Annotated in this window: 23 protein-coding genes and 1 pseudogene; 9 read left to right on the top strand and 15 right to left on the bottom strand. The window is 65.5% G+C overall.

Annotation, left to right across the window (positions count from 1 at the left end; all coding sequences use genetic code 11):
• Positions 1 to 291 precede the first annotated feature (291 nt).
• The 4 genes from BLQ75_RS17815 to BLQ75_RS17800 form a co-directional block, all read right to left on the bottom strand.
• Positions 292 to 597, bottom strand: a complete 306-nt coding sequence (locus BLQ75_RS17815) for a transcriptional regulator (RefSeq protein WP_211481446.1) — start codon at positions 595 to 597, stop codon at positions 292 to 294.
• A complete protein-coding gene (locus BLQ75_RS17810; RefSeq protein ID WP_092603812.1) occupies positions 594 to 1,001 on the bottom strand; it encodes a hypothetical protein in 408 nt (135 codons plus the stop codon). The genes BLQ75_RS17815 and BLQ75_RS17810 overlap by 4 nt, the downstream gene beginning before the upstream one ends.
• Before the next feature lie 563 nt (positions 1,002 to 1,564).
• Positions 1,565 to 1,888 (bottom strand): hypothetical protein, encoded by a 324-nt coding sequence (locus BLQ75_RS17805; protein WP_092603811.1) that lies wholly within the window; start codon positions 1,886 to 1,888, stop codon positions 1,565 to 1,567.
• Entirely contained in the window at positions 1,878 to 2,183 is a 306-nt protein-coding gene (locus tag BLQ75_RS17800) for a hypothetical protein (protein WP_092603810.1), read from the bottom strand. The genes BLQ75_RS17805 and BLQ75_RS17800 overlap by 11 nt, the downstream gene beginning before the upstream one ends.
• A 309-nt stretch (positions 2,184 to 2,492) precedes the next feature.
• Here BLQ75_RS17800 and BLQ75_RS24280 point away from each other — a divergent pair.
• The 3 genes and pseudogenes from BLQ75_RS24280 to BLQ75_RS17790 form a co-directional block, all read left to right on the top strand.
• Positions 2,493 to 2,723, top strand: a pseudogene (locus BLQ75_RS24280) (helix-turn-helix domain-containing protein); the annotation flags it as partial.
• Between the two features lie 90 nt (positions 2,724 to 2,813).
• Complete coding sequence (locus tag BLQ75_RS24275; RefSeq protein WP_244515698.1) at positions 2,814 to 3,365, top strand: DUF5753 domain-containing protein; 552 nt, start codon at positions 2,814 to 2,816, stop codon at positions 3,363 to 3,365.
• Positions 3,362 to 3,553 (top strand): DUF397 domain-containing protein, encoded by a 192-nt coding sequence (locus tag BLQ75_RS17790; RefSeq protein ID WP_092603806.1) that lies wholly within the window; start codon positions 3,362 to 3,364, stop codon positions 3,551 to 3,553. Before BLQ75_RS24275 ends, BLQ75_RS17790 begins: the two co-directional genes overlap by 4 nt.
• A gap of 109 nt (positions 3,554 to 3,662) precedes the next feature.
• Here the strand turns inward: BLQ75_RS17790 and BLQ75_RS17785 are convergent, their stop codons facing one another.
• Positions 3,663 to 4,208: a DUF3558 family protein gene (locus BLQ75_RS17785; RefSeq protein ID WP_244515678.1), complete on the bottom strand. Its 546-nt coding sequence runs from the start codon at positions 4,206 to 4,208 to the stop codon at positions 3,663 to 3,665.
• Complete coding sequence (locus BLQ75_RS17780; protein WP_139183022.1) at positions 4,205 to 4,624, bottom strand: hypothetical protein; 420 nt, start codon at positions 4,622 to 4,624, stop codon at positions 4,205 to 4,207. The genes BLQ75_RS17785 and BLQ75_RS17780 overlap by 4 nt, the downstream gene beginning before the upstream one ends.
• 93 nt (positions 4,625 to 4,717) lie before the next feature.
• Between BLQ75_RS17780 and BLQ75_RS23595 the strand changes: the two genes are divergently transcribed.
• Together BLQ75_RS23595 and BLQ75_RS17775 are read left to right on the top strand one after the other, a co-directional pair.
• Positions 4,718 to 5,071: a Scr1 family TA system antitoxin-like transcriptional regulator gene (locus BLQ75_RS23595; protein WP_342028317.1), complete on the top strand. Its 354-nt coding sequence runs from the start codon at positions 4,718 to 4,720 to the stop codon at positions 5,069 to 5,071.
• Positions 5,068 to 5,259 (top strand): DUF397 domain-containing protein, encoded by a 192-nt coding sequence (locus tag BLQ75_RS17775; RefSeq protein ID WP_092603802.1) that lies wholly within the window; start codon positions 5,068 to 5,070, stop codon positions 5,257 to 5,259. The genes BLQ75_RS23595 and BLQ75_RS17775 overlap by 4 nt, the downstream gene beginning before the upstream one ends.
• A gap of 109 nt (positions 5,260 to 5,368) precedes the next feature.
• Here the strand turns inward: BLQ75_RS17775 and BLQ75_RS17770 are convergent, their stop codons facing one another.
• Both BLQ75_RS17770 and BLQ75_RS17765 read right to left on the bottom strand, forming a co-directional pair.
• Positions 5,369 to 5,866 (bottom strand): DUF3558 family protein, encoded by a 498-nt coding sequence (locus tag BLQ75_RS17770; protein ID WP_244515696.1) that lies wholly within the window; start codon positions 5,864 to 5,866, stop codon positions 5,369 to 5,371.
• A 53-nt stretch (positions 5,867 to 5,919) separates the two neighbouring features.
• Positions 5,920 to 6,339, bottom strand: coding sequence for a hypothetical protein (locus BLQ75_RS17765; RefSeq protein ID WP_092603800.1), 420 nt, complete (start codon positions 6,337 to 6,339; stop codon positions 5,920 to 5,922).
• 93 nt (positions 6,340 to 6,432) lie between these two features.
• Between BLQ75_RS17765 and BLQ75_RS23590 the strand changes: the two genes are divergently transcribed.
• Both BLQ75_RS23590 and BLQ75_RS17760 read left to right on the top strand, forming a co-directional pair.
• Positions 6,433 to 6,786 (top strand): Scr1 family TA system antitoxin-like transcriptional regulator, encoded by a 354-nt coding sequence (locus BLQ75_RS23590; protein WP_342028316.1) that lies wholly within the window; start codon positions 6,433 to 6,435, stop codon positions 6,784 to 6,786.
• Positions 6,783 to 6,974 (top strand): DUF397 domain-containing protein, encoded by a 192-nt coding sequence (locus BLQ75_RS17760; protein ID WP_092603798.1) that lies wholly within the window; start codon positions 6,783 to 6,785, stop codon positions 6,972 to 6,974. The genes BLQ75_RS23590 and BLQ75_RS17760 overlap by 4 nt, the downstream gene beginning before the upstream one ends.
• Before the next feature lie 103 nt (positions 6,975 to 7,077).
• Here BLQ75_RS17760 and BLQ75_RS17755 read toward each other — a convergent pair whose 3' ends face one another.
• Entirely contained in the window at positions 7,078 to 7,581 is a 504-nt protein-coding gene (locus BLQ75_RS17755) for a DUF3558 domain-containing protein (RefSeq protein ID WP_223208077.1), read from the bottom strand.
• A gap of 38 nt (positions 7,582 to 7,619) precedes the next feature.
• Positions 7,620 to 8,039 (bottom strand): hypothetical protein, encoded by a 420-nt coding sequence (locus BLQ75_RS17750; RefSeq protein ID WP_139183021.1) that lies wholly within the window; start codon positions 8,037 to 8,039, stop codon positions 7,620 to 7,622.
• Between the two features lie 514 nt (positions 8,040 to 8,553).
• Between BLQ75_RS17750 and BLQ75_RS17745 the strand changes: the two genes are divergently transcribed.
• Entirely contained in the window at positions 8,554 to 8,745 is a 192-nt protein-coding gene (locus BLQ75_RS17745) for a DUF397 domain-containing protein (protein ID WP_092603794.1), read from the top strand.
• A 109-nt stretch (positions 8,746 to 8,854) separates the two neighbouring features.
• On the opposite strand, the gene BLQ75_RS17740 is transcribed toward BLQ75_RS17745, so the two are convergent.
• Positions 8,855 to 9,394, bottom strand: a complete 540-nt coding sequence (locus BLQ75_RS17740; protein WP_244515677.1) for a DUF3558 domain-containing protein — start codon at positions 9,392 to 9,394, stop codon at positions 8,855 to 8,857.
• Positions 9,391 to 9,759, bottom strand: a complete 369-nt coding sequence (locus BLQ75_RS17735; RefSeq protein WP_244515676.1) for a hypothetical protein — start codon at positions 9,757 to 9,759, stop codon at positions 9,391 to 9,393. Before BLQ75_RS17735 ends, BLQ75_RS17740 begins: the two co-directional genes overlap by 4 nt.
• 405 nt (positions 9,760 to 10,164) lie before the next feature.
• Between BLQ75_RS17735 and BLQ75_RS17730 the strand changes: the two genes are divergently transcribed.
• Positions 10,165 to 11,514 (top strand): Shedu immune nuclease family protein, encoded by a 1,350-nt coding sequence (locus tag BLQ75_RS17730; protein ID WP_211481445.1) that lies wholly within the window; start codon positions 10,165 to 10,167, stop codon positions 11,512 to 11,514.
• Positions 11,515 to 11,552: 38 nt separating this feature from the next.
• Here BLQ75_RS17730 and BLQ75_RS17725 read toward each other — a convergent pair whose 3' ends face one another.
• The 3 genes from BLQ75_RS17725 to BLQ75_RS17715 form a co-directional block, all read right to left on the bottom strand.
• Positions 11,553 to 15,692, bottom strand: coding sequence for an Eco57I restriction-modification methylase domain-containing protein (locus BLQ75_RS17725; RefSeq protein ID WP_092603792.1), 4,140 nt, complete (start codon positions 15,690 to 15,692; stop codon positions 11,553 to 11,555).
• On the bottom strand, positions 15,689 to 18,835 hold the full coding sequence (gene drmD, locus BLQ75_RS17720) for a DISARM system SNF2-like helicase DrmD (RefSeq protein ID WP_092603790.1): 3,147 nt from the start codon (positions 18,833 to 18,835) through the stop codon (positions 15,689 to 15,691). The genes BLQ75_RS17725 and drmD overlap by 4 nt, the downstream gene beginning before the upstream one ends.
• Positions 18,836 to 19,082: 247 nt before the next feature.
• Entirely contained in the window at positions 19,083 to 21,239 is a 2,157-nt protein-coding gene (locus BLQ75_RS17715; RefSeq protein ID WP_092603788.1) for an N-6 DNA methylase, read from the bottom strand.
• Between the last annotated feature and the right edge of the window lie 107 nt (positions 21,240 to 21,346).

Genomic DNA, 21,346 nt, shown 5'->3' with positions numbered 1-21,346 from the left:
TTCTCTCACACGGGTCCGACACCGGTCGCCGCGCCGGGCGACTCGCCCGGATTCTCGTCGCACAAGGCGTCCAACGGCGAGGTGTCCTCGAAGTCCCGTTCACCGGGACGTGAAGATCGTCGTCCCACCAGTGGCAGAGGATAAACCAGCTCACGGCGGAGTTGGCCCGGAATTCGCATACATCGGATACCGATCGTTGAACGGACCCGACCGAGCGCGTACGGCGTGCCCCGTACGCGTCCGGCGTGCCCGCGAGCGCTGTCGCCGACAGGGCACGTGTGAAACCGCCGGTCACGGCCCGAAGGCCACCCGATGCAGCTCGGCGAGGTAGTCCTCGAAGCGGGATCGCCCCTGCTCGGACAACCGGGCCCTGGTGATGGTGTGGCGGTGGCGCTGCACCTTTCTGATCTCGATCAGCTCCTCGCGATGCAACACGCCGAGCTGACGCGACAGTTCGGCGGTGGTGATTTCCAGGCCGCGTTGCAGGTCGCCGAAATCGGCGGCCTGCACGTGCCGCAGCGCTCCGAGGATCGCCAGCCGCACCGGTGAGTGCAGGATGGTCGGAAGTGCTTCGCGGGGGTCTCGGGCCGTGCTCATCGGCGCCACCGCACACCGATGAAAATCGCCAGCATCGCAGCGGCTACCGCCGAAGCGACCCGGGCGGATGCCCCACTGGAGCCATCGGACCAGAGCAGTTCGGATACGGGAAACGTGCCCGCGAGCAGCGCCGCGCCTGCCAGGAGCGTGTCGACACGCCGCCACGGTGCGCGTCCCGGAGCGCGCAACGCCGCCCAGTGCCACGAGAACGGAACAGCGAGGATCGCCAGGGCCGCCAACAGCGACCCCACCAGCGGCGGATCGGATTGGATCACCCAGCTCGCCCCGGCACTCAGCGCACCGAGGCTGAGCACCGCCAGTGCGATCTCCGCGACGCGCGGTCGCCGATACAACGACGGGGCGCGGCGGACGTTCTCCAGGGCCTGTCGTGCCTGGTCGGTCATCTTCGCTCCTTTCGGTGCCCAGCCAGCTAATTCGATTTTCGCAACCAGTTACAAAAAACGAAACAGCGCGCTGGGGTCGACCACTGCCCACGAGCTCGTCGCGGCGGCCCGGCCTGCGCTCGCGTTCGAGGTGGCCGCCGCGTCCGGCTATGCGGCTGATCTACTCACACCCCGCAAGCTGAGTGTCACGGCGATCGCCGCACCGCCCCACGTTCCGACGACGTGATCAACGAGACGCGAGAAGCATCTCCCCACCAAGGAAACGCGGAAATGTTTTCGTCGGTGTGGCAGAGCCGAACCCCCACTCCCCCAGCTTCCGGAGTACCGCCAATTTCTCGCGAAATCTCCGGCCCTCGGCAAAGTGCGGTGCCAAACCTCAACCACCCTCGCGGGCCGCACTCCGACCACTCCCGCAATCGGCACCGCTGCGGGTTCTCGCGTGCGGCTCTCGCGAGGAAGGCCCAACGTGGCGTAGGTGGCTACTCGATGGTGGGCCTGGCCGGAGCGAGAGCCGTCCCCGAGGTTGCGCCGAGCGGCCACCCACGAAACCCGGCCGGAAACCCTCAACTTCCTGATGCGGGGACGAGTTCGGAGCATCCGGACCAGCAGAGGTAGTCCTCGATGACCTCGGTGTCGTCGGCGATGAGGTCGTGGAAGGCGTTCTCGTCGGGTCTGTCGTGCTGGTCCAGCGGCATAATCGCGATCTGATACATCCCGAACCGTTCCTCGGTGCGGTAAAGCACGGCCAGCGCCCACTCACGCAGCCAGGGCAAGGCTTCGGCGTCGTCGACGCGGTGCTCGGTGGGTTGGTGGTGCAGCAGTTCGGTGTAGGAGCCCAGCGAGTCGGGGTTGACCACCCGGTACAGCGTCATGGTGTTAGTAAACATGGTTGTCTCCTGGGTTGGGGCGTTCGGATCGTTCGGGTCGGTGGTAGGGGCATTCGCGGGGGCCGAGCGGGTCGAGGTGCAAATACAGCTCCCCGCTGGCGGTGAGGATCAACGCGTCGAGCGGATAGCCCAGCGACAGCAGATGGTGGTCGTGACAGCTGTCCCGCGACTCCGAATTGGTAGGGGCAGGGCCGGTGGCGGTGTTGCATTGCACCGCCACCGCCTCGCTGCGGTAGCGCTGCACGGTTCCGGCCAGCCAGGCAGCCGCGGCCCGCGGCGTGAACAACACCGCCACCGGCCGCCGTCCACGACGAGACCTGGAACAACTGGCCCGCAGATCCGCATGGGCATGCCAGTGCAACGCCAGGTCATGCCAAGCGCTCGGCGGCGGAGTCACCGGAACATCCCGGGAAACAGCTGGGAAATGACTGACCACTGTCGAAGCTGGCTCACTGGCACACAAGCCACCAGTCTTCTACGAAAGGTATTCATTGATAGTCTCTCCATTGTTAACCCAATCCAAAGCTTTTGGATTCGATCCAAAGATCTCGGACTGTAGCCAGCTACGCAATGACACCTTTGAGTGATCCAATGTGTTGGGAACATGAACTACTCTTGGCTCATGGTCGGATCCAAACCCGGAAATCCACGAGCACGCTCGCTAGGCGCTGAACTGCGGAAAGCTCGCAACGAGGCAGGGATCAACACTCGTGAGTTGGCTCGCAGAGTCAACATGGGGCACGCATGGGTCGGCCGAACCGAACGGGGCGAACGTGCCGCTACTCCAGAAGACGTCGCCGGGATCGCCGTAGCTCTCGGACTCCCCACTTCCGAGCGGGAACGGCTGGTTGAATCAGCCCGTGAAGCGCACCATCCGAACTGGATACGATCGGGCTTCCCAGGTGCTCACCAGGAGCTCGTCTCGTTGATCGAGTACGAACGCACCGCGACGTACATCGCCGAAATCGCCCCACTGCTCATCCCTGGACTGCTACAGATCGGGGACTACGCGCGGGCCGTCATGACCGAAGCTCCACCCGAGGAGCTGGAATCGCGAGTGGCGATGCGGGCGAGTCGACGCGACATCCTCATCGGCCGCAACGCTCCGGAGTTCGAGGCCATCATCATGCAGCGTGCGCTCGAAGAGCGAGTCTGCGACGCAGCGACCATGGCCGACCAGCTACGGCACATGCTCAAGACAGCGGAGTTCCCGAATGTGACCGTACGCGTGCTCCCCTCAATGGTGAACCGCTGGACACCGGCTCACTCCGGCGAGTTCGTCCTGTTCGAGTTCTCGAAGGCACCACCGATCGTGCACTTCGAGCAGCTGTGTTCGGCAGTGTTTCTCACCGATAACAAAGCAGTTGAGGAACACCGCCAGGCACTCGATACCCTGCGCGAGGCGACGATGACCCCCGAAGACTCATTGAACTTCATCGCCGACCGTGCAGACGCTGTTGAGGAGAGCATATCGTGACGGAAACTGTTACGCGCTGGCGTAAATCCAGTCGGTCAAGCAAGCACACGGCCTGCGTCGAGGTCGGTCGGATCGGCGGCGGCGCGGCGGTACGCGACACCAAGGACCGCTCGCTCGGCTACTTCACCACCACGAGCACGCAGTGGCACACGTTCCTGAGCGCGGTCAAAACCGACCGGTTCAGCTGAAACAGCCTCGGCGACGCAGCGCCTCCGACACCACCGGAGGCGCTACACCGCGCTCTCACTCTCGCCGAGCCAAAGAACATCTACCGAAACAGTGTGCCGCGACACCCACTCACGCGGGTTCAGGAACGTTCGGTTCGATCTTCTTCGCGATCTTCAAAGCCTCAGCGCACTCATCCTCGTCGTCAGGCAAACGGATCTCACGGGCTCGGACTTGGACGATCCCTTCCCCCGCATCGAACATAACGCCGCAAGCCCGCGTCTGTGTTGCTCCTTTGGTGATCACTCGGGCTCCGGAACGACCATTGACCTCAAGACGCTCGAACTCAGCCCAAACTGATTTCTGCTCGGATGAATCCACCGTTTGACGGGTGTTTTTCTCCATCCTCACAGTGAACGGATCACCTTCGTAGTAGCAACCCGGCTTCCATGGTAGTTCACTTTTGGTCTTTCCCGGCACTTCCAGCCCGAATGAACTTAGGGTATCCGAGGAAAGCATTTCGCACGGTTTAACACTCGCTAATGCCTCACTGGAAGGCGAATTCCCACTCGTCTCTGACGAGCCGTCACCAGTACCTTCACTCGGCGAACATGCGGAAGCCGCAATCAACGCCGCCCCAGCAACAGCGGTCAACAACGAGCGTGTCCACAATTTCACTGCGCACCCCTTCGCAGATCATCGGCAGCCTGTTCATCGGTAGCCTGATAGTTCTTCTTCGCCTGCTTGAACAGATCCGCCTTACGCCGCAGCTCATCAGCAAACTGTTCAAGCAGATCAGCCGCACCGTTCGAGCCGTTACGGGCCTTGTTCCCGAACTTGGCCGCCAACTGCTGCCCAGAGGTGTAGGCCCCGAGACCTGGTACCTGCTGAAGGCCAATAGCAGCGTCGATAAGTTCGTCGACTTTCCCGGCTTCGCGCAAGTACACCTCGGCTGCCTTGTCGGCGGCTTGGGGTTCCATGCTCAGGCCGCCGCCGGAGATCTGCTGCTGGATCCAGGAGTTCTCGTCCCGGATCGACTGCAACGCCGCCCCAGCACCCACGAAACCGGACGCATCCGCACTCTGCTCCGCCATCACGACTCCCTTCGCACCACAGGCACGCTCACCGTGCACGACCCCACTCGCTCACGATCACCCTAGCCGACCAAGCACCCACGCTGGCCCACAATCAGCGGACCCGACTGTGGCAGCGAGCCCATCCGCCAGGTTGATCGCAGCTTCGCTACCGGTCAGCCGGACACCCGATCAGAACAGGGCCTCGATGCCGTTCTGCTGGCCGGAGTCGCCCGACGTGTTCTTCTTGAGAGTGGCTTTTCAGGTGCGTTCCTCGTCTTCCACTTCCCCAAGTCAGCACCGATCGTGCACGTCGAGAACTTCCACTCGACCACGTTCTTGCACAAGAGTAGGGATGTTGCCGCGTACGATACGGCGGCGACCACCCTGCAACAACTGACGATGACCCCGGAAGACTCGATCGAGCTCATCGCCAAAATCAAAGACGAAATGGAAAGGCAACTATGACAATGCCCCCGCAAGGCTGGCGCAAATCGAGCCGACCCCAGCAACGTACGAGCTGCGTCGAAGTCGGCCGAATCAACGACGGCGCAGCGGTCCGCGACACCAAGAACCGCTCGCTCGGCTACTTCACCACCACAAGCGCGCAGTGGCAGACGTTCCTGGACGCGGTCAAAACCGACCGGTTCAGCTGAGACAGTTTCGGCGACGCAGCGCCTCCGACACCACCGGAGGCGCTACCCGCGCCGACGCTCCCGCCAAGACCGAGGCACGCCTGCCGGTGCATAGTGCCGCAACGCCCGCTCACGCGGGCTCAGGAACGTTCGGCTCCACCTTCCTCGCGATCTCCAACGCCTTCTGACACTCGTCCACATCGTCAGGGAGACGTACTTCGTTGGCCTGGACCTGGACGGTTCCCTTCCCCGCGTCGAACATTACGGTGCAGCTTCGAGCCTTCGTAGCACCCTTAGTGATGACACGCGCTCCAGAACGACCATTGACTTGGAGACGTTCAAACTCCGCCCACACATCCTTCTCTGAGGCGGATTTCACCGTCTCCCGCATATTTTTAATCATGTTGACATTGATTGGGTCACCCTGATAATCACAGGCGGGCTCCCATTCCAACATGTTGTCAAGTTCACCAGGAACTTGAAGTCCAAACGATTTCAGAGTTCCCGGAGGTAGCATGTCGCACGGCTTAATATCAGCCAAGCTATCCCTCGGTGAAGAAGAGATCGTCGAACCCGACGGGTCTCCTGAACCACCGTCGGCTGCTCCTCCGGGCGAGCATCCGGCCACACCAACCAGTGTCACTCCGGCAACAGCCGTCAACAACGATCGTGTCCAGGACCTCACTGCGCACCCCTCCGCAGATCGCCGGAAATCTGCTCGTCGGTATCCTGATAGTTCTTTTTCGCCTGCTTGAACAGATCCGCCTTGCGGCGCAACTCGTCAGCGAACTGTTTCAGCAAATCAGCTGCGCCAGTGGAACCGTTAGTCGCTTTCTGGCCGAACTTGGCAGCTAGCTGTTGCCCTGAGCTATAATCGCCCAAGCCAGGAACCTGCTGCAACCGGACAGCATCTTCTGCCAGACGATCAGCTTCCAGGGCTTCGCGTTCGTACACAGCAGCCGCGTCGTCGGCGGCTTGGGGCTCCATGCTCAGCCCGCCGCCCGAGATCTGCTGCTGGATCCAGGAGTTCTCGTCCCGGATCGACTGCAACGCCGCCCCAGCACCCACGAAACCCGACGGATCAGCATTCAGCTCCGCCATCACGACTCCCTTCACACCACAGACACGCTCACCGTGCACGACCCCACACGCTCACGATCACCCTAGCCGACCAAGCACCCACGCTGGCCCGCAATCAGCGAACCCGACTGTGGCAGCGAGCCCGGTCGCCCGATCGGTCACGGCTTCGCTGCCGGTCAGCCGGACATCCGATCAGAACAGGGCCTCGATGCCGTTCTGCTGGTCGGAGTCGCCCGAGGTGTTCTTCTTGAGAGTGGCTTTTCAGGTGCGTTCCTCGTCTTCCACTTCCCCACGTCAGCACCGATCGTGCACGTCGAGAACTTCCACTCGACCACGTTCTTGCACAAGAGTAGGGATGTTGCCGCGTACGATACGGCGGCGACCGCCCTGCAACAACTGACGATGACCCCGGAAGACTCGATCGGGCTCATCGCCAAAATCAAAGACGAGATAGAAGGGCAACTATGACGATGCCCCCGCAAGGCTGGCGCAAATCGAGCCGATCCGGGCCGAACAGCAGCTGCGTCGAAGTCGGCCGGATCAACGGCGGCGCGGCGGTCCGCGACACCAAGGACCGCTCGCTCGGCTACTTCACCACCACAAGCACGCAGTGGCAAACGTTCCTGGACGCGGTCAAGACCAACCGGTTCAACTGACCCCGGCGACACAGCGCCTCCGCCAACACCGGAGGCGCTACCCGCGCCCTCACTCTCGCTGAGGCCGAAGCACACCTACCAGCACAGACGCTGAGCCATTCGCTCACGCCGGCTCCGGAACGTTCGGCTCGATCTTCTTCGCGATTTTCAACGCCTCCTGACATTCATCCACATCGTCAGGCAATTGATTTTCGCGAGCCTGAACCTGGATTAACCCCTGACCGGCGTCAAACATCACATTGCAAAGTCGAGCCTTCGTGGTCCCCTGGTTAATAGCCCGAGCCCCAGTACGACCGTTCACCTCAAGGCGCTCGAATTCAACCCAAACAGATTTCTCCTCTGAAGAGGAGACTGTCTCACGTGTATTTTTTTCCATTCTCACTGAAACCGGTTCACCAGAGTAATAGCACCCCGGTGCCCAAGGTAGCTGATCCTTAGGTTCCCCCGGCACTTCCAGACCGAATGACTTTAGAGTCTCCGACGACAACATCTCGCACGGCTTCACACTCGCCAGTGCCTCGTCGGAAGGCGAGTTCCCAGTGGTCTCTGACGAGCCGTCACCAGCGCCTTCACTCGGCGAACACGCAGAGGATCCGATCAGCGCCACCCCGGCAACAGCCGCCAACAATGATCGCGTCCACAACCTCACTGTGCACCCCTCCGCAGATCGTCGGCAACCTGCTCATCGGTAGCCTGATAGTTCTTCTTTGCCTGCTCGAACAGATTCGCCTTGCGCCGCAGCTCTTCAGCGAACTGCCCCAACAAATCCGCCGCACCGCTCGAACCGTTTTGAGCCTTGTTTCCGAATTTGGCCGCCAACTGCTGTCCAGAGGTGTAAGCCCCCAGACCTGGAACCTGCTGCAACCTACCGGCTGAAACAGCGAGCTCATCGGCTACTTTGGCTTCGCGCCTGTACACCTTGGCCGCGTCGTCGGCGGCTTGGGGTTCCATGCTCAGCCCGCCGCCGGAGATCTGCTGCTGGATCCAGGAGTTCTCGTCCCGGATCGACTGCAACGCCGCCCCAGCACCCACGAAACCGGACGCATCGGCGCTCTGCTCCGCCATCACGGCTCCCTTCACATCACAGGCACGCTCATCGTGCACGACCCCACACGCTCACGATCACCCTAGCCGAACCAGCACCCACGCTGTTCCACAATCGGCGAACCCGAGCATGACCACGGTCTCGCGGAGTCGACCCGCACGAGCACGCGGACACAGCGCCACACAGGACACCAACACAGACGTGGTCACTGCTCCCACACTCGGTGCTCTCAGCCTTCGAACAGATCCACTCGGCGGATATGTGGGGCCACTCCCAACCTGACAGCCCGGCTCAGCTCGAACTCCTGGGAAATACTGACAGTAGCGCGACGCATGGCAAGCAAAAGCGGAGTCGCCAGAACAATCCCCGCTCCCACAACAAACCGCTGGACATTAACCCACTCAAGCGAATTTTGCCTCTTCGAGTTGAGAAATACCCCCTAGCTCTCGATACCCTGCGGGGAACGGCCGTAAGCACAGAGAAATCGTTGAGTTTCATCGCCGACCGTGCAGACGCTGTTGAGGAGAGTATATCGTGACGGAAACGGTTACGCGCTGGCGTAAGTCCAGCCGGTCAAGCAATCACACGGCCTGCGTCGAAGTCGGCCGAGTCGGCGACGGCGCGGCGGTACGCGACACCAAGGACCGCTCGCTCGGCTACTTCACCACCACAAGCGCGCAGTGGCAGACGTTCCTGGACGCGGTCAAAACCGACCGGTTCAGCTGAGACAGTTTCGGCGACGCAGCGCCTCCGACACCACCGGAGGCGCTACCCGCGTCCACACTTCCGCCAAGGTCGCAACAGGCCTGCAAGCGCAGCGTGCCGTGAGCCCCACTCACGCGGGCTCAGGAACGTTCGGCTCCACCTTCTTCGCGATCTCCAACGCCTTCGCACACTCGTCGACACTGTCGAAGCGACCAGTTTCAGTCGTGCGAACCTGGACCATCCCTTCTCCAGCATCGAACATCACATCGCAGCCTCGCGCTTGCGTCGCTCCCTTGACAATCGCCCGCGCTCCGGCACGACCATTGACCTTGAGACGTTCGAACTCCGCCCACACGGATTTCTGCTCAGCGTCCGCGACCGCTTCGCGCTTATTCAGTTCTAATGTTAATCCAACGGGATCGCCGTCGTAATCGCATCCTGGAGCCCATGGGAGATGTTCCACGGATTCTCCCGGCACTTCCAGGCCCAAGGATTTCAGAGTATCCTGCGGCAGCACATCGCACGGCTTCATGCTGGCCAAACTCTCCTCCGACGAAGACGTATCTGTCTCTGAGGCGTTCCCGGAGCCTCCGCCGGAAGAGCACCCTGCCGCACCGATCAGCGCCGCCCCGGCAATAACCGCTGCCAACGACCGCATCCGCCTGTTCACTCCGTACTCCTTCGCAGTTCCCGGGCGGCCTGGTCATCGGTGGCCTGGTACTTCTTCTTGGCCTGCCGAAACAGATCGGCCTTGCGATACAACTCGTCAGCGAACTCTCTCAACAAATCCGCCGCACCGTTGGAACCGTTGCTGGCCTTCTGCCCGAACTTGGCCGCCAACTGCCGCCCCGAGGGATAGTCACCCAGCCCGGGAACCTGCTGCAGCTGCATAGCTGCACGAATCAGTGAACTAACCTCTTCGGCTTCGCGTTCGTACACCGCCGCCGCGTCGTCGGCGGCTTGGGGTTCCATGCTCAGTCCGCCGCCGGAGATCTGTTGCTGGATCCAGGAGTTCTCGTCTCGGATCGATTGCAACGCCGCCCCAGCTCCTTCGAAACCGGACGCATCGGCGCTCTGCTCCGCCATCACGGCTCCCTTCACGTCCCAAGCACGATCACCGTGCACGACCCCACTCGTTCACGATCACCCTAGCCGACCGAGCCCCCACGTTGGCCCGCAATCGGCGAACCCGACCGTGACCAAGGTTTCGCGGAGTCGATCCACACGAGCACGCGGACACAGTGCCACACAGGAAACCAACACAGACGTGGTCGCTGCTCCCACACACGGTTGACTGCCCAGCCCGACTCGAACTCCCGAACACCGCTGGTAACGGCGCAGTCGTGCTGAGTAGGGCAGAACCGTCGGATGTAATCGTCCGTGCATTGCATCGAAATGTAGTTTCAGTACAGTTTCTCAATCGCCCTAGTGTAATCTGTCGTGTCTTTGCACACAATGTTCGATATGAAGATTCGAGCTGACGCGACGCTGGAACGGCAGTTGGAACACACCGAGCGGGAAGCGACCGCCCAGGAGGTGAGACAGGCCATCACTGACGTCATCGCGCATATGCGCAGCGGAAAAGGTCGAGATTACAGGGCAGGACAAACCTTGCGCAGATTACTGGAGCAGGCTCGGCTACGTGCATCTGAAGAAAACGAGTGGGACATCGTCTGTCTACTCCACGAGGCACATGGCTACGCAACTGGCAGGATCCTTAAGCCCGATTTCGACGAACGTTATCGTCTCATCAAGGATAGTAAACGTAAAGACAGCCTGCAGAAACTCGTCGCGGGCACGCTCAGCCGCACACTCAAGTTTATCAACGAAGCAGGAAACGATTATCTCGTCGAGCAGCCGGGAGCAGGACTTCACGATCTACTCACACGCTTGAGGGAGTTGGGTGATGACGCACAGCTTCTCGATGCTCCTGAAGAGACTCCAGGTCGCTACCGTCTAGTGCGCGGAAGAGCCGAACTGATGCTCTGGTTACAACGCGTTCTGTCCGAACGAATCGACATCGAAAATCCCGGAGAAACAGCGCAGCGAATCGCCATGTCCTCGGAAAAAGTCGAAGCTCTCGCCAAGGATCCGGACGGACAAGCGATCCTCAAAGCCACCGAACTCAAACAACGCTCGGACACCCTTACCGAGCTCCGCAAGCTCGTCGACGACCCGACGACAGGAGAAGAAGCTCTCCAAGAACTCCTCCAGCATCACCCCTGGATCTTCGGTGGGCGCTTCGTCGATGCGGCCACACGACGTCGCCTGGTCGACGGCGAGGAACTCGACATCCCACTGATCCGGGCCGACGGGTCCCTGCACATCGTCGAACTCAAGCGCTCCCTGGGCGTCTCCGGAATAATCAAACGACACCGCAACGCCTGGGTGCCCACTGCCGAAGTGCACAACGCCGTGGGCAGGCCATCAACTACCTCGCCAGCCTCGACGAGCACCGACAGCGCATCCGCGACGAATTCGGGCTCGAAACCAAGCGCGCCAGCGCGACCGTGGTCATCGGCCACCCCCAGCTGCACCCGGAGATCGCCGAGCGCGAGCTCAACGAAGCCCTGCGCACCCTCAACACCCACACCAACCGCGTCGAAGTCCTCACCTACACCGAGCTCCTCGACAACGCCGCACGCGCATTGGGAGACGCGCCTACCCCGTAAAGCACGAGAGACGAATTCTGCGCCGCCTCCCGAGAAGCGGCGCAGAACCACTGTCTTTCCGCTCCAACGCCGGGAAACTTCCGCAGGCGCGGGGCGCGGCCCCGCGACCAACAGGTAACCGGTTCCGGTTCTGGAGTTGTCGAGGTCGGGGTGGCGTCACAGCAGGGTTCCCTGGCCGTCCTCGGGTTCGCTGGACTTGCGTGAGGTGTTCTTCTTGGCGGTCGCCTGCTTGTTGGTGCCCTTCTTCTTGTCGTGCAGGCCCTGGGCGACTTCCTGTTGGTGGCGCTCGTGGTTGAGTTCGAGCAGGCTGTCCAGGATCTCGCGCTGGGCCGCGGGGCCGATGGTGTAGCGGGTCTCGCGGCCGACCGGGTGGAAACCGTGGTCCAGGCCGCCGACCGCGTCGATGCGATCCTGCCAACCGTAGGCGCGCACCGTGGCCTCGTCGATCTCGCGATGAATCCGCCGTAACTCGACGATGTCCGAATCGGTGCACTCCGGATCGAACACCAGGTTGTAGGTCTTGGTCAGCCCCGAATCCCGCGTGAGCATCACGTCCCTGCGATAGCGATCCAACTCGTCGCCGAGATCCCGTAGTTCCTGAGTGAGTTCCGGCAGTGGGAAGGTCTCGAAGACGTCGGAGGGCGCATAGCGGAGATCAGTCTTCATCGACGAGGAACGAGTTTTCGCCCACCAGTAGTGCTGCGCGCTCGACAGCAAGGACAGCATCGCCGTGTCCTCGGTGGCGAACACAACTGTCGCCTCTGAGAAAACCTGACCGGTGGGTAGCATCGCTGGCATCACGGTCTTGCTCACCCGCGTGAGCACCAACACCTGATCCAGATCAGCGATAGCCTTCCGCATCGCTGGACGTTGCTCAGCATACTGCCACCAGTAATCGCGGTATACCTTGCGATTATTCTCTTCCCTTACAGGCTTGACATCTCGAAGAACTTTCTCGTAGCAGGTCGGGTACTTCTTGGCTTCCTCTTCAGGCCAGTCAAAGAAGTTTATTACCCATCTACTGGCCTCGCAGTTCGCCCGCGAGTTGAGATCGTCCCCGTTGAGGTAAGGAAAGAGGACCTCGTCGTTACTGGGATCGCTCTCAATCATGGCTGCTGCTTCTTCAGGCCGCATGAGGAATCCCTTGCCCAGCACGTATGAGCCGATGAATCCGATACCACGGTTCGCCGCAAGCCGTTCCGGGTTGCCGGTCACACGGGATTCGACATCGAGCGAAGGTGTGATGCCATCCACCGCAACCCCATCGGCAATTCGTCGCGCCCGCGCGCTCAGCTCAGCCCTGCTGGTCCACACGGCGCAGTACTCCAGCGCCGCGCTCTTGGACGGCCAGGGTTCGCTCTTGACCGCACGGCGAATCGTCACTCCGTCATCGACGAGCTGGTCCAGGCCGACCTCGCGGGTGTCGCCCTGTGCCAGGGTGTTGGTGGCGATCAAGCCACTCTGGCCAGTTTCGTTAATCACAGCGTGAGCACGCAGTTCGCAATAGGCCACGAGGTCGGCCAATCCACGTGCGCCTCTGCCAAGAGTGTGCACCAGAAATTCGCGATACGCCGTGCCGAGCGCACCGGTGAGCTTCAGCCCACCCAAAAACGGCGGATTACCCACCACCGCGTCGAAGCCGCCGTCCTCGAAGACCTCGGGGAAGACCAGCGGCCAGTGCAGCGTCTCGCGGCCGAAGTTGCCCTCGGGCAGGTCGGTGTCCAGCCACTCGCGGGCCTGTTCGCGAGCGCGGGCCTCGTCGGTGTGCATTCGCCGCGCGTGGTCGGCGGCGGCGATGGAGCCGTCGCGCAGCCCTTTCTCACCGCGCCCGGCATGCGCGAGAGCGGCGCCGACGGTGAGATCCGCGGCCAGCTCGGCCCGCCTGCCCTTGAGGTTGGCCTCGGCCAGCAGCGCGCGCTTGCGGTTCAGCCCTTCCATTGTGGTGCCATCGATCTCGCGCAGCTCACGGCGCTGCTCGGCCACCTCGGACACCAGCGAACGAACATCGGCGGTGAAGTCCACTGGGGACCGCTCGTGGATCGCCCGCCCCTTCCTGGCGTCCAGGTGCATGTACTCCAGCTGCTCCAGCGAGGTGATCCCCAACAGCGAGTCCCCCGCCACCAACCGGTCATCCAGGAAGGTGAACGGCCGCTGGGAGTCCATGGAAACCAGCCACAGCGAGAGCTTGGCCATCTCCACCGCCATAGGGTTGATGTCCGCGCCGTACAGACAGTGCTCGATCACCTGCCTGCGCGCCTCCACCACCGCCGGGTCCTCCTCGCTGTCCCCGGCGTGCTCCTGCGGCTGGTACTCGCGCACCCGCTCGTCGTCCTCGGCGATCCAGGCCTCCAGCAGCCTGCCGCCCAGATACCGCGCCGCCGCCACCAGGAACGCGGCCGAACCCATCGCGATGTCGGCCACCCGCAGCTTCAGGATCTGCTCACTGGGCTTGAGCCGCCACTCGCGCTGCTCGGCCGTGGTCAACGGCCCCGGCTCGTAAACCAGCGGTTCCAGGGCGTGGCGCACCACGTCCTCGGCCAGGAAGCGCGGGGTGTAGTGCGTGCCGGTGTTGGCGCGCAGCGGCGACTCGGTGACGAACAGCTCCCCGCCCAGCACCACCACCGGCAGCTCGCGCAGATCGTCGCGGATCACACCCCGGAACGGCAGCAGCCGCTCGGTCAGCGCGGCATCACCCCTGGTGACGCCGAGCAGCTTCTTGCGCCGCTCCTCCCGCTCCACCGCGTCCGGCGGGGCGAGCCGCTTGGCCAGCTGCTTGGCCGTGCCGATGCCGGAGTCCTTGAACTCGGCCGCCAGCGTCCCGGCCAGCTCGGTGGTGTCGGCGCTGTCGGCGGCGAGCTCCTCCAGCCGCCGCAGCGGCACCTCGGCCTCCCTGCCCTGCTTGCCCACCAGCCCCACGGTGGTGTCCTCGGCGCGGAACCCGTCGTAGGAGAGCAGGCCCTCGTAGACGTAGCCGATCTGCTCCACGTCCAACGAGCGGAACGACAGAGTGCGCCGCTCGCGCGACTTACCGCTGCCCACCCAGACGTGCTGCACCGACCGCAGCATGTGCAGCACGGTGCGGTCGTCGATGTTCAGCGGCAGCCACGGGAACGCGTCCGGGTCGAACAGCGAACCGTCGTGCGGGTGCATCGTCAGCCTGGGATGGCTCACGCCCCGGTAGACCGCCTCGAACAGCGCCAGCAGCCGGTACCAGCCGGTGTAGGTCTGCTGCAGATCCTCCTCGCTGGACTCCAGCTCGCGCCGCTCCAGCTCGTCGTAGAGCCGACCAGCCGAGTAGGTGGTGGCATACAGCTCGTTGTCCGAGGGAAGCAGCCTGCGCTCCTCGGCGAACAGCAGGAACACCACGCGCATCATCACCGACACCGCGCCGCGGTAGACCTCGTGCGCGGGCACCGAGTCCAGTTCGGACTCGCCACGGCGGCGCTGCTCGGTGCTGGCCCGGCCGAACGCGGCCACCAGCAGCTCCACCGCCTCGCGCACCTGCACGCCCAGCGCTTCGGTGATCTCCTCCTGCGAGTCCTCGCTGGCCTTGAGCAGCTCGGGCAGCCGCTCGCCCTCCGGCACGGCGAAGAACCGCTTGCGCCCCAGCAGCGAGACGAAGGCGCGCACCACGTCGCGTTCGGCGGCCTCCGGCCACGGCACCGCGTCGAACACGGCCGTGGTGGTCACCCCGATGCGCGGGGCGCGCACCAGCGCCCACCAGCGGCCGTCGGTGACCAGGCCGAGCTCGACGCCGTGGTGGCGGCACAGCTGGGCCAGCCGGTCGGCGGGCGTGGCGGCCCAGCTGGAACCGGCGAGCCGGGCGGTGGGCTGCTGGCCCGGCTCGCAGACCATGCCGAGCAGCCGCACCGCGTCCGGCTTGACCTGCTCGGCCGACTCGGCCCGCTCGCCCGGCTCGGCCCGCCCGTCCGGCTCGACGCGCTCCTCGGGTTCGACCAGCGCGAAGGAGGGCGCCAGCCGGGTGTCGTGCTCGGCCACGTCGAGCGAGAGCCCCTCCAGACCCTCGCGGCGCAGCCGCTCGCCCCAGCCGAGCAGCTCGCCGAGCACGTAGTCGATCCAGTCCCGCTGCCCCGCGACCACGTCGGCCTGCCAGGCCGAGTGCGCGCGACGCAGCCGCTGCCTGGTGGGTTTGTCCAGCGCGTCCGGCCCGCTCGGCCAGTGCCGCTTGAGCACCGGCAGCGAGAGGAACGGGCCGCTCACCTCGACCAGGTCCAGCCACTCGCGGTGCTGCTCTGCTGCGTCCGGTGCCTTGCGGTGGAACGGTTTCGGGCTCATCGGGTCGCCTCTCGCTTCGGCACGACAACGATCACGGCTACGGGGAAACGGTGCGGCTCCTGCTCGCGGTAGCGCTCGGCGATCACGCCGAGCTCGCGGTCCCGCTCGGTGGCGAGCTGGTCCAGCCGCTGCTGCCACTTCTGCCGGTCGCGGCGGTACTGGGCGCGCTCCTCCCGGCTGCGGCTGACGTCGGCGCGGCTGAACAACGCCTCCTCCGCCTGGTCCTCGTCCTCGGCCAGCTTGGCGCGCAGCGTGCTCGCGAACTGGTCGATGACGGTGTTGATGCGCTCCCGCTCGGCCTCCTCGCGCTGGGCCAGCGTGCGCCGCAGCGAGTCCCGCCGGGTGCGGGTGCGCCAGTCGATGGCCGAGAGCAGGCCCTCCCGGACCTTGGGCCAGCGGCCCACGATCCGGTTCCACACCGGCGGGGGCGCGGGGGTGCCGTCGGTCAGCGCGCGGTCCAGGATGCCGCCGAGCGTGCCGAGGTTCTCCAGCCTGCGGAACCGCCCGTTGGCCGGTGCCCAGCCGCCCGCGTGGATGACCTCCTCGTGCAGCCGCACCCCGTCGGCGCCGACCAGCACGAACCGCGAGTACGCGCCGACCAGCACGTCCTCCAGCTCTGGGTCGTCGCTGACCACCGCGGTCACCCGGTGCAGCTCCGAGTTCTCGTTGGACACCGCCGAGCGCAGCAGACCGGTCGACATCGACACCAGCGGGTGGTTGAGGTGGGCCAGCACCACGTCGTCGCGGCCCTCGGCCACGGCCGGGTCGAAGGTCACCGGCAGCTGGCGCGGTTGCTCGGCGTTTCGCGATTGGTCGGGCTCGACCGGTTTCTCGGTCAGCCCCTCGGTGGCGCGGGTCCAGGAGCCGGTCAACGCGGGCACGTCGTACAGCGTCCCGGGCACGGGGGCCTCGCGGTCGTCGACGTGCTCGCGCAGCGGCTGCTGCCCGGCCAGTTCCAGCGCGGTGTCGACCACCCGTTTGACGCGCCGCGGGGTGATCCCCAGCTCGCTGACCGTGCGGTCAAGGTTCTGCCGCAGCTTGCGGACCTGCTCGCGCACGTTCGACTCCACCACGAGCCGGTCCTTCGTGCTGCCCGCGCTGTCCACCTCGTCGTCGCGGACGGTCTGGCCGAGCATCCGGCGCTGCACCTTGTCCGAGAGCACCGCGTTGACCGACCCCAGATCCTCGGCCATGCGGGCGACCTTGTCGGCCACCCGGGCCAGGAACTCCAGGTCGGCCTCGTAGGAGTCCACCGCGCCGTCCCAGCCCGTGCCGACGAAGTGCCGGACCTCGGGGACCCGGGTCTGGCCGTAGCGGTCGATGCGGCCGATGCGCTGTTCCAGCTTGTTCGGGTTGAACGGGATGTCGTAGTTGACCAGCCGGTGGCAGTGCTTCTGCAGGTCGATGCCCTCGCTGGCCGCGTCGGTGGCGAGCAGGATGCGCAGCGGGTGCTCGCTCGGGTGCTTCTGGAAGGCCAGCCGCAGCCGCTCCCGTTCCTCGGTGCTCATGCCGCCGTGCAGCTCGGCCAGCCTGTCACCGCCGAGGCCCTCCTGGCGGAGCAGGTTCGCCAGCCACTGCTGGGTGTCGCGGTACTCGGTGAACACCACGATTCGCTCGTCGGTCCAGTCCCGGTCCGGTTTGCACACCTGCTGGAGGTGCTTGATCAGCTCGCGGGCCTTGGCGTCGGGCTGGGCCTCGTGCGAGCGCGCCCACTCCCGCATCCGCTCCAGCAGGCCGATCTCGTCCTCGGCCGGGTCCGGCTGCATCGGGCGGGTACGGTCCAGCGCGTCGTCCTCGGCGTCGGCCATGTGCTCGTCGTCGTAGGTGGCGAGCTCGTCGAAGAACTCGTCCATCCACTCCGGAACGTCGTCGTCGAGCTGAGCCGAGCCGGACCGCGAGCGCAGCGTGTCCAGATACACCCCCACGGTGTGCTCGAACGCGGCGGGGCTGGAGAACAGCCGCTTCTTCAGCAGCAGCGTCACCAGGTCGGTGGCCTTGCGGCCCCGGCGGGAGGCGAGCTTGTCGCGGCGTGCCGCGGCGAACCGGGTCAGCAGGCCGTGGATCTCGCGCTCGCTGTCCGGATACTCCACCGGCAGGGCCACCGCGCGGCGGCGGGCGAAGCGCGGGGTGCCGTCGGCGTCGGTGATCTCGGTCTTGAGCCGCCGCACCACGGTCTCGTCCACCGCCGCCCGGTCCGGCTCCACGCCGCGAGCGAACCGCTGGTCGTCGAGGATCTCCAGCAGAGCGGTGAACGACGCCTGGTAACCGTTGTGCGGGGTGGCCGAGAGGAACAGCCGGTGCGTGAAGTGCGGGGCCAGCGTGCGGATCAGCTTGGTCTGCTGCGAGTCCACGGCGTAGACCTGCTTCGGCGCGGCCGGGGCCGCGTGGTGGGCCTCGTCCAGGATGAGCAGGTCGAAGGTGCGCGGGTAGGTCGGTTCTCCGGCGGGCAGCACTTCGCCCAGCAGTCGCTGCGCCTTGGCGCCGCGCAACCAGGGTAGGCTGACGATGGCCCTGGGGAAGATGTTGAACGGGTTGGCCGCGCTGCCGTACTCGCGGCGCACCCGCGCGCAGCACTCGGAGTCGATGATCGTGAAGTCCAGGCCGAACTTCTCGGCCATCTCGTCGCGCCACTTGGCGGTCAACCCGGCCGGGCAGACGATCATGATGCGCTTGCCGCGCTGGCGCAGCAGCAGCTCCTGAGCCACCAGCCCGGCCTCGACGGTCTTGCCCAGGCCCACGTCGTCGGCCAGCAGCAGGTTCACGCGCGGGGAGTCCATGGCGCGGGCGACCGGTTCGAGCTGGTAGTCCTCGATCGCCACGCCCGAGCGGAACGGAGCCTGCAGCGTCTTCACGTCGGCCGAGGTCACCGCCGACCAGCGCACCGCGTCCAGAAAGGCGGCCAGGCGTTCCGGCGGGTCGAAGTCCTGTTCGGGCAGCTCCGGCAGCGAACCGGCGGGCAGCACCTGCCTGCCCGGTTCGAGTTCCCAGAGCACCTCCAGCGTCTCGCCGTAACGGCCGTCCTCCACGCTCTGCAACCCCACCAGGGTGCTGGTCTCGCCCTGGTCGACCTCGCTGACGACCCACTTCTGCCCACGGACCGAGACCAGCGCACCGGTCTCCAGTCCCTCACTGGTCGTTGTCATCGGCTTTCCCCCGGCCGGGTCGGTTTCCCCGCAGCTGTCGCACGAACGCGACCTGCTGAAATACTACTGACGAATGATCTTTCACTGACAGGTGTTCGGTATCGGATTCGCGACGACGAAGCCGGGGCGGTGTCGGTACCCCACCGCTTCGGGGCGTCGAGTTCTCGGGCGGCGTGGGATTCAGAGCGGGGTGCGGGCTCTGTGCGGGTTGCGGGGGCGGTGCCCGGCGCCGCGGGGTCGCCGGTGGTCATCGAAGGTCCACATCGGATTCCGTTTCGGAGTCCTCGGTCGGCGGCAGCAACGCGCCCTCGGTGAGGCCGGCGGTGGTCTCGCGGAGCGCCTCGGCCGCGATCCGGTCCACCGCGCGGGCCGACTCCCGCATCTCGTGCAGCCGCCGGAAGGCGTCGCCGTAGCCGCGCTGCCGCTCCGGCGGCACCAGCGGCACCCGCAGCCGCTTGGCGTCCAGCCGCAGGATCGAACTGCCGGTGGTGGCGCTGTGCGTGTTCTCCTCCGAGCCGAGGAAACCGGCCAAAAACCACGCGTCGAGCCGTTCCGGATCCGGCCGCAGCAGATACAACTGCCGCCCCAGCAGCGCCCCGGAGTCCTCGGCCGTTGCCACGCGCACCGGTACCCGCCGCAACCCCTTGAGCGTGTCCGGCAGGATCACGTCGCCCTCGGTGATCTCCACCGTCTCCGGGGGCGGCTGCCCGGTGGAGCCGGAAGGCGCCGCGTGCTCCCACACATCGGCGGAGGTGAGCACCCGCCAAGCCACTTCGGCACCGGCGGTCTCCTCCGAAGCACCGGAGGTCGAGATCCGGTGCAGCTCCAGCGCCCCGCCCCGCAGCAGATCGGCCACAGTGGCCGACTGCCAGGCGACCGGCTCCGAACCGGCGGAACGCCACTCCGGAACGTCGAGCGAGTCGAGCAGTTCCGAGCCGGCGCGGTGCAGCCGCTGCCACGACCGCAGCACCCGATCGTGCCTGCGCGCCGGATCGACCGTCCCGGCACCGGTGTGCACCTGGCGTCGCGGCGTGAGATCGACGTTCTCGTCGAGCACGTCCACGGCCGGACGGGCACAGGCGACTCCCGGTACGGCCTCGAAACCCTCCGGATCGGCCAGGAAGTCGCGCCATGCGGGCAACACCCGCTCCCGCAGCGCCTCCCAGGACAACGCGGCACGTCCCGAGGCGCGCTGCTCGCCCGAGGAATCGGCGGGCGGCGCCGTCTCCTCGGCCGGTGGCTGCAGGAACAGGACGGGGGCGACCTCGCGGTGCTCGGGGTCGGGCGCGGCCAGCAGCCACAGGTGCAGCCCGAGGTGCGAGGGCACCGCCGCGCCCGGCGGCAACCCGATCACCCCCCGCAGCGCGCCGGAACGCACCAGCTGGGAACGGATCCGACGCCCGGAGGCCCGCTCCGCCACACCTGGCGGCAGCAACAGCACCGCCCGGCCGCCCGGCTCGAGGTGGGCCAGACAGTGCTGTACCCAGGCCAGTTCGGACTCCGACTTCGGCGGCAGCCCGTACACCCAGCGCGGATCGTAGGCGACGTCCTCGTGGCCCCAGTCCCGCACCCCGTACGGCGGGCCGCAGACCACTCCCCCGGCACGCAGCCGGGGGAAGGCGTCCGCGCGGAGGCTGTCACCCGCGCGGATCACCCGCTCGGCCGAGGTGGCCAGGTCGAGCCGAACCGAACTCAGCGCGACCTGCGGGTCGTGCGCGTCCTGGCCGGACACCTCGGCGGCACCGGCTTCGGCCGCCGCGAGCAGCAACCCGCCCGCGCCGCAGGCCGGGTCGAAAACGGACCTCGGGAACCGCTCCTCGCCGGGAGCCAATAGCGAGACCATCAGCTCGGCCAGCGGCCGAGGGGTCGGGGTGGTGCCGGTCTCCGGATCCTCGGTGATCAGCTCGGTGAGTACGTCCAGTGCGGCGAGCACGCCGTCGGCGGTCACGCAGTCCAGCAGCGAGCGCAGCACCGTCGCCGGAACCTCGTCCGGAAACGGCCCACGCACCCCCGGGCTCTCCGTGAGGTGTTCGTTCATCACCCGGTCCAGCAGCTCCCACTGCCGTGGTTCGGGCGAGCCCGCGATCCGGGCGCGTTCGGACTCGTCGAGCCCGGCCAGCGCCGACAGCAGCGGCAGCAATCGGACGGCCGGGCCGCCGATCTCGTCCCCGGCCGTGCGCAGTGTGTCGCGCAGTTCCTCCCGCGGGGTTCGTCGCGGGAGCTGGCCCCGCTCCGACAACCAGCTCCGCACCTGTTCGGCGTCGTAGGCGGGGCTGCTGTCGGTTCCACCCACCGGCGCCGGAAAGTCCGGGTGGCGTCGGCGCCAGTTGCTGACCGTCGCCCGCGTGACCCCCGCGATGCGGGAGATCTCGGCAGCGGTCAGCCGCGCGGCTGATCGGGGCATCGCGACGTCCTGTCCTGTTCCGGGATCCGAACCGTAAACAGCCTACAACACCGATCAAATCTGTAAACATGTTTGACAGTGCTTTCAGCTTGTGTTTTTATGATCAC

Source organism: Actinopolyspora xinjiangensis, assembly GCF_900104475.1.
Taxonomy (GTDB): domain Bacteria; phylum Actinomycetota; class Actinomycetes; order Mycobacteriales; family Pseudonocardiaceae; genus Actinopolyspora; species Actinopolyspora xinjiangensis.
Note: the sequence above shows the minus strand (reverse complement) of the source record. Positions and strands in the feature narration are given on the sequence as shown.